This window comes from Caballeronia sp. LZ043 (assembly GCF_031451075.1).
GTDB lineage: Bacteria > Pseudomonadota > Gammaproteobacteria > Burkholderiales > Burkholderiaceae > Caballeronia.
This window is the reverse complement of record NZ_JARUXT010000001.1, coordinates 1,848,481-1,858,739: the sequence shown is the minus strand read 5'-3', so window position 1 is coordinate 1,858,739 and position 10,259 is coordinate 1,848,481. Positions and strand designations below refer to the sequence as shown.

Here is a 10,259-nt window from a genome sequence, read left to right as displayed (position 1 = left end):
TAGTGCGGATCACCCGTGTGAAAGTAGGTAATCGTCAGGCTCCTCATGCTACAAACAAAAACCCCACCCCACAAAGGTGGGGTTTTTGCGTTTCAGGGCGCACATTTGACCCGCCCGCACCTCAGCGCTGCCCACCCTCATCCCCACTTTTTCCTCCCCTCAGCGCGCTTTCCGCACGCCTCTTGCCGTTTACCTTTCCGCAACAAATACTGTATAAATATACAGTAAAACCACAGGCCATCGGATGCTCAAGCCTTGGGCAGATCCGAGCATTTGCGGACGGGGAAAGCTCATGGGTGCCGCACTTTCATTGCTCGATATCGGGCTGACATCGCATCTGCAGCGTCAGCTCTGGCAGGGCAGTCCGATCAACGATCCCGAATCGAACGTCGTTTCGAGCGGCTATCGGATGCTCGATCTGCTCTTGCCCGGCACCGGCTGGATGCCGGGCATGGTCACCGAACTGCTGATCGAAGAGAGTGGCGTCGGGGAAATCAGGCTGCTTGCGCGCACGCTCCGCGAGTTGACGGTCGGCAAAGGCCGGTCGGTCATCTTCGTCGCGCCTCCCTGGACGCCCAACTTCGCTGCCCTCAAGGCAATGAACATCGCCGTGAACAAGCTCGTCTGGGTCAAGGCGCCGGAAGAGCACACGCTGTGGGCCGCGGAGCAATCGTTGAAGCAGGAAGGCATTGGCGCCGTGTTGGTCTGGCTGCCGCAAGTGCGTCCCGAGGCGCTGCGGCGCTTGCAGGTCGCCGCTCAGGAAGCGCAGTCGCTGGCGTTTCTGTTCCGGCCGCTCAAGGCAGCCCGGCAATCGTCGGCGGCGCCGTTGCGCATGGTCTGCAAGCCGCGCCTTCCCGCGCACGCCCAGACCATGAACCGCCGCGAGTGGATGCAGGCCGTCATGCTGGAAATCGACATCATCAAGCGGCGAGGTCCGTTACTGGGCAAACCGTTGCAATTGAGCTTGCCACTGCAGTTGCCCGCGCTGCCCGAACACATTCGCCGCGCGCATCTCAGCAGGAAAGCACGAGAGGTCAAACATGTTGTGGATAGCGGTGACATTGCCGCTTTTATCGCTCGAAGCAGTCAGGCCGCCATCGATGCCCTCAGCATTGGCCAGCCCGATCTCGCCTGGAGCGGCATCGGCGAATGATGCCGGCAGTCTCGACGATCCCGAGCAGTCCTGCTTCGCGCTCGCCGATCACGCCCGCATCCTGATGCCCGATCTCGTCGCGTTCCGGCTCGGCGTGCGTCCCGGCAGCACGCGCTCGCACGCGTTCGCACTCGCGCCGCGCCTGACGCTGCTCGCCGTCGATCTCAACGCCGAGCAGCGCGCCCTCGAAGCCGTGGCGCTGGCGCTGCTCGCGTTCACGCCCAAGGTCGTGCTGGCGCACGCGAACACCGTCTTGCTGGAAGTCGGCGCGAGCATGCGTCTCTTCGGCGGATTGCGCGCCTTGCTTTCGAAGGCCGCGGCGACGATCAAGGGCTGCGGCTTCACCTCGCGCATGGGCTGCGCGCCGACTGCCTGGGGCGCGTGGCTGCTCGCGCACGCCCGCACGCGGCGGGTGGCGCGGCGCGTGCGCATCGTGAAGGAAACGACGCTCGTGCAGGTGCTCGACACCTTGCCCGTATCGCTGGTGCCGTCGGCGCATTCACATGGCGACGTGTTCGAGCAGATCGGCTGCGCGACACTCGCCGATTTGCGCCAGTTGCCGCGCAAGGGCGTCGCGCGCCGCTTCGGGCCGGGCATCCTGCAATGGCTCGCGCAGGCATACGGGCAGGCGCCCGATCCACGCGAGGCGTTCTGCGCGCCGGCATCGTTCGAGGCGCGGCTCGAGTTGCAGGCGCGCGTGGAAAGCGCCGATGCCTTGCTGTTCGCGGCGCGTCGTCTCGTGCTGCAACTGGCCGGCTGGCTGAGCGCGCATCACGCGGCGGTCAGCGAGTTTTCGTTGCTGCTCGAACATGAACTGGCCGCGCGTCATGCGCCGAAGACATCCACCTTCAAGGTGGCGTGGGCCGTGCCGACACGCGATGCCGAACACATCCTCTGGTTGCTGCGCGAAAAGCTCAATCAGACGACGCTGGCCGCGCCGGTGATCGAAATGAAGCTGCTGGCCGACAAGGTCAGCGAGCATGCGCCGCCGCCCGACACGCTGTTCCCGCTGCCCGGTTCCGAGAGCGATTCGCTGGCGCAGCTGCTCGAGCGTCTGAGCGCGCGGCTGGGCGCGGAGAACGTGGTGCAGCTGGTCGAACATGACGATCATCGTCCGGAGGCGGCGATGACGGTCGAGGCGTACAAGCCGGCGAGTGAAGCGAAGCCGAAGCGCAAGAAGAAGCAAACTGAAAAGACCGCGCCGGTCGAGACAGAAGCCGACACAGAAGCCGAAACCCCCATCGACGCCGCTCTCGAACTGCCGGATCGCGCGGTGCCGTCGCAGCCGCGTCCGGCGTGGATCCTCGACACCCCGCAAAAGCTGATGTTGCGCAACGAGCGGCCGTTTTACCGGCGGCCGCTGAAGCTGATCAGCCGAACGGAGCGTATCGAGGCGGGCTGGTGGGACGGCAACGGTGTGCAGCGCGATTACTACGTCGCCGGGGACGATCAAGGCCGCATGTTCTGGGTGTATCGCGAGCGCCTGACGGGCTTCTGGTTCCTGCACGGTTTTTTCGGATGATGCCGGGATGGACGACGATCTGAACGACATCATCGGCCTGGAGGAAGGCGACAAGGGCGACGAAGGCGAGGGCGCAGGCAACGAAAAGCGCACCTTCCTCGGTTCGATGTCCGCTTCCGCGTTGTTGCCCGACTATGCGGAGCTGCATTGCCTGAGCAACTTTTCGTTTCTGCGCGGCGCATCGCATCCGCAGGAACTGGCTGCCGCCGCGCTCGAACATGGCTACACCGCGCTCGCGATCACCGACGAATGCTCGCTCGCGGGCGTCGTGCGCGCGCATGCGGCGATCAAGGACATCGAAACGCAAGCGGAGGCGGCCGCGAAAGCCGCCAGCGAGGCCGGCGAGCCGCCGCCGAAAAGGCAGCACCTGAAGCTGATCATCGGCAGTGAACTGCATCTGACGGATGCCGATGGCAGTCCTTTCTGCACCCTGATTGCACTGGCGACGAATCGGGCCGGTTACGGCAACCTGTCCGAACTGATAGCGCTGGCGCGCTCGCGATCGCCGAAGGGGCGCTATCAACTCGGCCCGGAGGATTTCACGAATCCGGCGGCATCGTCGAGTGCGCTCGACGCCACCGACTTGCGCGGCGACATCGCCCATCTGAAGCACCTGCACGACTGCCTGCTGATCTTGGTGCCGCAGCGTTCGGCGACGCTCGCCGAAACGCTCGATCGCGCGCACTGGCTGGCCGGTTTCGCCGCCGGGCGCGCGTGGCTTGCCCTGGAGCTCTGGCAGGACGGCAGCGATGACGAACGTCTCGCCGCGTCGCGCGTGATTGCCGAAGCGAGCGGCTTGCCGCTCGTCGCGGCCAGCGGCGCGCTGATGCACGCGCGCTCGCGCAAGCCCTTGCAGGACACGCTGACCGCCATCCGCCTCGGCCGTCCGCTCGCGCAATGCGGCTATGCGCTCGAAGCGAACGCGGAACGGCACCTGCGCACGCGGCTGCGCATCGGGGCGCTGTATCCGGCGGCGGCGATCCGGGAAACGCTCAGGCTGGCCGCGCGCTGTACTTTCAGTCTCGACGAACTGCAATACGAATATCCCGAAGAACTCGTGCCGCGCGACGAAACGCCCGCCAGCTATCTGCGCAAGCGCGTGATGGAAGGCGCGCGCGTGCGCTGGCCAGACGGACTGGATGCCGACACCATCGGACTGATCGACAAGGAACTCGCGCTTGTCGCGGCGCTGAAGTACGAAAAGTATTTCCTGACGGTCTATGACATCGTCTCGTTCGCGCGCAGCCAGAAGATCCTGTGCCAGGGACGCGGCTCGGCGGCGAATTCGATCATCTGTTTTTGCCTGTTCATCACCGAGCTCGATCCGGTCCGCATGGGGCTGCTGATCGAACGCTTCATTTCGCAGGCGCGCAACGAGCCGCCGGACATCGACGTCGATTTCGAGCATCAGCGCCGCGAGGAAGTGATCCAGTACATCTACCGGAAGTACGGGCGGCATCGCGCGTCGCTGGCAGCGTCGGTCATCACGTATCACACGCGCAGCGCGCTCAAGGACGTCGGCCGGGCGCTCGGGCTGGATGCGTCGCTGATCGAGCGGATCGGCAAGTCGCAGCAGTGGTGGGACGGACCGTCGGCGGTGGCGGGCTATCTGCGCGAAGCCGGCTTCAGCGACGACTCCCATGTGACCAAGCATCTGATCCGGCTCACGCGCGAGTTGCGCGGCTTTCCGCGGCATTTGTCGCAGCACGTCGGCGGCTTCGTGATTGCGCGGGAACGCTTGTCGCGGCTCGTGCCGATCGAAAACGCCGCGATGAAGGACCGTTGCGTGATCCAGTGGGACAAGGACGACATCGACCAGCTGAAACTCCTGAAAGTCGACGTGCTCGCGCTCGGCATGCTGTCGGCGATCCGTCGCGCGCTGGAATTCGTCGCATTGCGCCGGGGCATTCCGGATTTTGGCGTCCACCACATTCGCCGCGAGGACAAGGCGGTCTACGAGATGTGCTGCCGGGCGGATACCGTCGGCGTGTTCCAGATCGAATCGCGCGCCCAGCAGAGCATGTTGCCGCGCCTGCGGCCGAACAAATACTACGACCTCGTGATCGAGGTGGCGATCGTGCGGCCCGGACCCATCCAGGGCGGCATGGTGCATCCGTATCTGCGTCGCAAGCAGGGACTCGAAGAAGAGGAATATCCGAAAGAGGAGTTGCGGCCGGTTCTTGGACGCACGCTCGGCGTGCCGATTTTCCAGGAGCAGGTGATGAAGCTCGCGATGGTCGCTGCCGGCTACACCGCCGAACAAGCCGATCAGTTGCGGCGCGCCATGGCAGCCTGGCGGCGCGGCAGTCATCTCGAGAAATATCAGGCTGATCTGATGACGAAGATGCTGGCGCGCGGCTATGAGCACGATTTCGCTGCGCGCGTGTGCAAGCAGATCGAGGGCTTTGGCGAATATGGCTTTCCGGAAAGCCATTCGGCGAGTTTCGCGCTGCTCGTCTACCTGAGCGCATGGATCAAGCGTTACGAGCCCGCGGCGTTCCTGGCGGGTTTGCTGAACAGTCAGCCGCTTGGTTTCTATTCGCCGTCGCAGCTCGTGCAGGATGCGCAGCGTCACGGCGTGAACGTGTTCCCGCCCGATGTCTCGCTGAGTGACTGGGAGTCGGTGCTGGAGGCGCGTTCGGGCAACGGCGAGCGTCTCGTCTTCGATGCCGGCAGGGAGCAGCGCCGCCAGCAGTTCTATGGAGCGGCATCGTCGGATCAGATCTTTCGCAAGACGATGCGGCGCGGAGCGCGCCGGCTGGCCGCGCGCGTCAAGCTGCCGTCACGGCAGTACGGCGCGACGGGGCCGGGCGTGCGGATCGGCTTGCAGCAGATCAAGGGCATGTCGCAGGCGGCGGCCGAACGGATCATGGCCGCGCGGGCGCAGGCGCCGTTCGCCGATGTCGACGACCTCACGCGCCGCGCGGCGCTCTCCCGCCGCGAGCTCGAAGCGCTGGCGGCCGGCAATGCGCTGGCGAGCATCGCGGGGCATCGGCGTCAGGCGTGGTGGGCTGTCACCGCGCAGCAGCGCGCGCCGGAACTGCTGCGCGACGCGCCGATGAGCGAAATGCCGCTCGCGTTGCCGGAAGCGTCGGAGGGGCGCGAGATCGTCGACGATTACGCGAGTCTCGGGCTGACGCTCAATCGTCATCCGCTGGCGCTGCTGCGCGACAGGCTCGCGCGCATGCGCTTCAAGAGCGCAGCCGAGCTGGAGAAGACCGCCAACGGGCGCTTCGTGCGGGCGTGCGGCATCGTGACCGTGCGGCAACGGCCGGGCACGGCGAACGGCACGATCTTCGTGTCGATCGAGGATGAAAGCGGCTCGATCAACGTGATCGTGTGGCCGGGGCTCGTCGAGAAGCAGCGCAAGGTGCTGCTGGGCGCGTCCTTGCTTGGCGTGCACGGCGTCTGGCAAAAGGACGGCGACGTGCGGCACCTGGTGGCGCAGCGGCTCGAAGACCATAGCGCGCTGCTCGGCCGCCTTGCCGCGCCGAGCCGCGATTTTCACTGATCTGGAAGGTCCGGATAGTTGGCAAGCAGGCCGGCGATCGCATGATTGAACGGCGTGCGCCTGCCGATACCCAGCTCTTCCAGCCGGGCGGAATCGAGATGGCAGTCGCGCGGACGCGGCGTCGTGTCGGTCGGGGCGTGCTGCGCGATGAGCCGCGCGTCCAGCTTCAAGGTCCGCGCAATGCGTCCGGCGATGTCGAACTTCGTCATGGGCTCGTCGCCGGACCAGTGCGTGATGCCGGAAATCGTCGCGCCGCGCGCATGATGTTCGAGCATGCCGCGGATCACCACGGCGACGTCGGGCGTGAAGGTCGGATAGCGCGTCGCCCAGGCGTCCATCGGCGCGCCGGGGTGCGCGGCATCGGCCGATGCGACGATAGTGGGCGTCAGGCTCGTCACCGCGGATTCGTTCCAGTCAGTGCAGGGCCCGTAAAGCAGCGGCAGGCGCAGCACGCAGGACGCCGGATCGCATTCGAGCAGCGCGCGCTCGCCATCCAGCTTGCTGTGCCCGTAGGCGTTGAGTGGCGCGGGAGCGTCGTCGGGACGATAGGGCGGCGAGGTGCCGTCGAACACGTAATCGGTCGAGATCGACAGTACCCATGCGCCGGTCGCGCGCGCCTCGCGGGCGATCTCGCGCAATGCGTCCACGTTCAGGGCGCGGGCCAGCGCGGGATCGTTTTCGCACACGTCCGGCCGCCGCTCGGCTGCCGCGACGACGATCGCATCCGGCTTCAGGTCTCTCAGAAAGGTGCGGACGGCGTCGTGGTCGAGCAGATCGAGCCGGACATCGTGCACACCGGCGCGGCTGCGCGCAGTGGGGACGACGCGCCATGTTCTGGCACTGTCCGCGCGCGCCAGTTCGGCGGCGACCGCTCGTCCGAGCAAGCCTGACGCGCCGATCAGCGCGACGGTGAAAGCCTGGTCGCCGCTCATGCCGAAGCGACGCTGACCACCGTATAGCCGGCCTCATCGATGGCGTCTTTCAGCGCATCGGCCGATTGCTCCGATTCGACCGCGACGCGGCCACGTTCCAGATCCACGCGCACTTGTGCTTGCGGATCGATTTCCTTGATGGAGCGCGTCACAGCGCCCACGCAGTGCTGGCAGCTCATGCCTTTAACTTCGAATTCGGTCATTGCGGTTTTCCTCGTCAAAAAGCTCGATGAAGTACATCGTATACCTTGCCATCGTGGGAAGGTGTAGAGTCAAAGTGACTTTTTTCCAGGAGCACTCGATGAACATCGGCGAAGCGGCCCGCGCCTCAGGCGTGACAGCCAAGATGATCCGCTACTACGAGAGCGTCGGATTGCTCAATCCGGTAGGGCGGACGTCGTCGGGGTATCGCGTCTACGGCGCGCAGGAAGTGCATGCGTTGCGCTTCGTGCGGCAGGCGCGCCGGCTGGGATTTCTGGTCGAGGACATTCGCAGGCTGCTGGCCTTGTGGCACGACCGGACGCGCGCGAGCGCGGAAGTGAAATCGATCGCGATGGAGCATGTCGCGGAACTCGACCGGCGCATTGCCGAGCTGACCGAGATGCGCGAAACGCTGGCTCACCTTGCCAACCACTGTCACGGCGATGAACGGCCGGATTGCCCGATTTTGGACAAGCTGGCGCAGTAATGCACCATAATTGTGCCTTCATAACGGCCGATGGATGGCTGAAAGCTGGAATCCTCATAAAAAACAGCAGTTTGAAGGCCATCCAATTCCGCACCATTCCGAAACAGAATGCACAGTATTCAAGCATTTCCTAACACAGCGCCACAAAACTTCCTTATAATCCGGGTATTCCCTAACGGGTAATCCCTGACTCAGCCGCCAGGGATCGTCTAGATACCTTGGAGCACATCATGGTTGCGTACATCATCGAAAAATTGAGCATCTGGTTTGAAGCCGCTGAGCAGCGTCGTCGCGAAGCGTATCTGTCGGAATCGACGGATATCGTCCAGCTCGAACAGCGTATCCGCTCGCTGGAATCCAACGGCTACAACGCGTAAGCGTCAGTCGTGAAAGCAAAAAGCCCCGCATTGCGGGGCTTTTGTTTTTGGCCGGCGCGAACGCAAGTCGCCGGGTGACGCAAGTCCAGGCCGTACGCGCGTTACTGCTTGCGCGGATGCTGCTCCAGCCATTGCTTCATGAACGCAATCTCCTTGTCCTGCGCGGCAATGATGTCCTTCGCCAGCTTGCGCAGCTTCGCGTCCTTGCCGTATTTCAGCTCCACCTTCGCCATCTCCACCGCGCCCAAGTGATGCGGAATCATGTGCGCGACGAAATCGCGGTCCGGATCGCCCGTGTACTCGATGCCCGACATCCCCGACATCATCTTCTGGTCCGCGGCCTGATAGGCGGCGGTGGACGAGACGTCGGTCGGATTCGGCGTGTGCTGCTCCATGTTCATGCCGGACATGGCGTCGCTCGCGGCCGGCGCATCCTGAGCCATTGCGCCTGCGCTCAGGCAGGCGCTAAGAACGGCAAGCGCGATTTTTGTTGATTTCATCGTTTCTCCTGGAGAAGGGCCATTCGGGTGCTGTTTCGGGCAACGGCGCCTAGCCTAAAGCTTGCCACCGCGGTAATGTAAAGCGATTTCGTCTACATAAAGAGCGAGCGATGCGCCATTCCATGACGACCCCGCGTCCGGCATTCCTTCTGATGCGCACGGTGCGCGCTTGTGCCGCACTGGCCGCCCCCGCCGCGTTCGCTGCGGGCTTGTGCTGGTTCAGCCCGGTGCAAGCAAAGGCCGGAGGCGAACCGCTAGTGCTCGATACGCAAACCGGGATTCACAGCGGCGCGAGCGGCACGGTGCTGCAAAGCGGGGCGCTCGGCGGTCCCGGCATGGTGCCGATGCAGACCTTGCAGGGGCCGCCGCAGGAGGCCCAGCCGCCGATCGTCGTTTCGCCTTATGTCGAGTATCCGGGCGCCGGCCAGAGCAGCGTGCCCACTCAACCAGGACGCGGAGGACGCAGCCGCGCGCCAGTTGCGCCTCATCCATAAGGACTTGCACGCAGACGGCGTCAATCGCCGCGATGTTCAAGCTTGAACGAAGCGCCACTGTCTTCGCCAAGCAGCTCGACCAGGCGAGGCAATGCTTCCTTCAGGTCGCGTGCGAGCGTGTACGGCGGGTTCAACACGAACATGCCGCTGCCGAACAGGCCCAGCCCGTCCGCAGGCGGCTTTCTGACGGTGAGGCTGGCGTGCAGCCAGCCATTCGGCCGAATGGCCTTCAGCTGGTCCGCGAACCGTTGTGATTCCACGCGCGTCACGAGCGGATACCAGACTGCATAGGTTCCCGTTGCGAACCGTTTCAGACCTTCCTGAAGACATTCCAGCGCACGTGCGTAGTCGCGCTTGTCCTCGTACGACGGATCGATCAGCACGAGTGCACGCCGCGGCGGTGGCGGAAGGAGCGCCTTGATGCCGTCGAAGCCGTCGCCGGCATAGATCATTGCGCGCCGGCCTGCGTCGCGGAAATTGTGGCGCAGCACGTCGATCTCCGTGCTGTGCAGCTCGAACAGACGCATGCGGTCCTGCTCGCGCATGGTGCGCCAGGCGAGATAGGGCGAGCCGGGATAGAAACGCATCGCGCCGTCGGGATTCAGCGCCTTGACCTCGGCGACATAGTCGGCCAGCAACGGCGGCAGATCATCCCGCTCCCACAGCTTGCCGATACCCGTCTCGAACTCGGCGTTCTTCGCGGCGAAGCCCTCGGTGAGGGCGTAGACGCCGGCGCCTGCATGCGTGTCGATGTACCAGTACGATTTGTCCTTCTGCCCAAGGTACTGAAGCATCTGGATGACGATGGCGTGTTTCAGGACATCGGCGTGATTGCCCGCGTGGAAGGCGTGACGGTAACTGAGCATGACGAAAGGCCCGCGAAGGCATGAAAGGCAACAATGAAACGGAGCCCGAAAAAGGGCGTTCATTCTAGCCGAGACCACCGGCCGCGCCGGAGCCCGGGTTGCGTCAGTGCGTCACGGCCTTCATGCACAATAACCCGGCGTGCCGCGTCGTGACAGTCGGCCGAATGGGCAGGGTCGCGAACCTGCACGAATTGTCCTAGGCCGATCGGCCAGCTT

10 protein-coding genes are annotated in these 10,259 nt (G+C 64.5%); 6 read left to right on the top strand and 4 right to left on the bottom strand.

All coding sequences use genetic code 11. The features are described 5' to 3' along the window. Positions 1-292 precede the first annotated feature (292 nt). The 3 genes from imuA to QCE64_RS08375 all read left to right on the top strand — a co-directional run bounded on the left by imuA (position 293) and on the right by QCE64_RS08375 (position 6,186). Positions 293-1,153: a translesion DNA synthesis-associated protein ImuA gene (imuA, locus tag QCE64_RS08385; RefSeq protein ID WP_309808659.1), complete on the top strand. Its 861-nt coding sequence runs from the start codon at positions 293-295 to the stop codon at positions 1,151-1,153. Beyond that, on the top strand, positions 1,101-2,675 hold the full coding sequence (locus tag QCE64_RS08380) for a DNA polymerase Y family protein (protein ID WP_310003409.1): 1,575 nt from the start codon (positions 1,101-1,103) through the stop codon (positions 2,673-2,675). Before imuA ends, QCE64_RS08380 begins: the two co-directional genes overlap by 53 nt. A gap of 106 nt (positions 2,676-2,781) precedes the next feature. Then, positions 2,782-6,186: an error-prone DNA polymerase gene (locus tag QCE64_RS08375; protein WP_310004190.1), complete on the top strand. Its 3,405-nt coding sequence runs from the start codon at positions 2,782-2,784 to the stop codon at positions 6,184-6,186. On the opposite strand, the gene QCE64_RS08370 is transcribed toward QCE64_RS08375, so the two are convergent. After that, on the bottom strand, positions 6,180-7,118 hold the full coding sequence (locus QCE64_RS08370) for an SDR family oxidoreductase (RefSeq protein WP_310003407.1): 939 nt from the start codon (positions 7,116-7,118) through the stop codon (positions 6,180-6,182). The genes QCE64_RS08375 and QCE64_RS08370 overlap by 7 nt on opposite strands. After that, the gene (locus QCE64_RS08365) at positions 7,115-7,321 is read right to left on the bottom strand and encodes a heavy-metal-associated domain-containing protein (RefSeq protein WP_310003405.1); all 207 of its coding nucleotides are present in this window, start codon (positions 7,319-7,321) and stop codon (positions 7,115-7,117) included. The genes QCE64_RS08370 and QCE64_RS08365 overlap by 4 nt, the downstream gene beginning before the upstream one ends. Positions 7,322-7,419: 98 nt before the next feature. Between QCE64_RS08365 and cueR the strand changes: the two genes are divergently transcribed. Together cueR and QCE64_RS08355 are read left to right on the top strand one after the other, a co-directional pair. Beyond that, on the top strand, positions 7,420-7,806 hold the full coding sequence (gene cueR, locus QCE64_RS08360) for a Cu(I)-responsive transcriptional regulator (RefSeq protein WP_309916818.1): 387 nt from the start codon (positions 7,420-7,422) through the stop codon (positions 7,804-7,806). Between the two features lie 230 nt (positions 7,807-8,036). Then, on the top strand, positions 8,037-8,183 hold the full coding sequence (locus tag QCE64_RS08355) for a DUF3563 family protein (protein WP_309808650.1): 147 nt from the start codon (positions 8,037-8,039) through the stop codon (positions 8,181-8,183). A gap of 101 nt (positions 8,184-8,284) precedes the next feature. Here QCE64_RS08355 and QCE64_RS08350 read toward each other — a convergent pair whose 3' ends face one another. Beyond that, on the bottom strand, positions 8,285-8,683 hold the full coding sequence (locus QCE64_RS08350) for a DUF305 domain-containing protein (RefSeq protein WP_310003403.1): 399 nt from the start codon (positions 8,681-8,683) through the stop codon (positions 8,285-8,287). 110 nt (positions 8,684-8,793) lie between these two features. Between QCE64_RS08350 and QCE64_RS08345 the strand changes: the two genes are divergently transcribed. Then, positions 8,794-9,177, top strand: a complete 384-nt coding sequence (locus tag QCE64_RS08345; protein WP_310003401.1) for a hypothetical protein — start codon at positions 8,794-8,796, stop codon at positions 9,175-9,177. 20 nt (positions 9,178-9,197) lie between these two features. Here QCE64_RS08345 and QCE64_RS08340 read toward each other — a convergent pair whose 3' ends face one another. Beyond that, positions 9,198-10,043 carry a 23S rRNA (adenine(2030)-N(6))-methyltransferase RlmJ gene (locus tag QCE64_RS08340; protein ID WP_310003399.1) on the bottom strand — a complete coding sequence of 282 codons (846 nt, stop codon included), beginning with the start codon at positions 10,041-10,043 and terminating at the stop codon, positions 9,198-9,200. Between the last annotated feature and the right edge of the window lie 216 nt (positions 10,044-10,259).

Bases quoted from the DNA above. Each gene is read 5' to 3' on its own strand.
- imuA (WP_309808659.1), top strand. From the start codon at position 293: ATGGGTGCCGCACTTTCATTGCTCGATATCGGGCTGACATCGCATCTG.
- QCE64_RS08380 (WP_310003409.1), top strand. From the start codon at position 1,101: ATGCCCTCAGCATTGGCCAGCCCGATCTCGCCTGGAGCGGCATCGGCG.
- QCE64_RS08375 (WP_310004190.1), top strand. From the start codon at position 2,782: ATGTCCGCTTCCGCGTTGTTGCCCGACTATGCGGAGCTGCATTGCCTG.
- QCE64_RS08370 (WP_310003407.1), bottom strand. From the start codon at position 7,118: ATGAGCGGCGACCAGGCTTTCACCGTCGCGCTGATCGGCGCGTCAGGC.
- QCE64_RS08365 (WP_310003405.1), bottom strand. From the start codon at position 7,321: ATGACCGAATTCGAAGTTAAAGGCATGAGCTGCCAGCACTGCGTGGGC.
- cueR (WP_309916818.1), top strand. From the start codon at position 7,420: ATGAACATCGGCGAAGCGGCCCGCGCCTCAGGCGTGACAGCCAAGATG.
- QCE64_RS08355 (WP_309808650.1), top strand. From the start codon at position 8,037: ATGGTTGCGTACATCATCGAAAAATTGAGCATCTGGTTTGAAGCCGCT.
- QCE64_RS08350 (WP_310003403.1), bottom strand. From the start codon at position 8,683: ATGAAATCAACAAAAATCGCGCTTGCCGTTCTTAGCGCCTGCCTGAGC.
- QCE64_RS08345 (WP_310003401.1), top strand. From the start codon at position 8,794: ATGCGCCATTCCATGACGACCCCGCGTCCGGCATTCCTTCTGATGCGC.
- QCE64_RS08340 (WP_310003399.1), bottom strand. From the start codon at position 10,043: ATGCTCAGTTACCGTCACGCCTTCCACGCGGGCAATCACGCCGATGTC.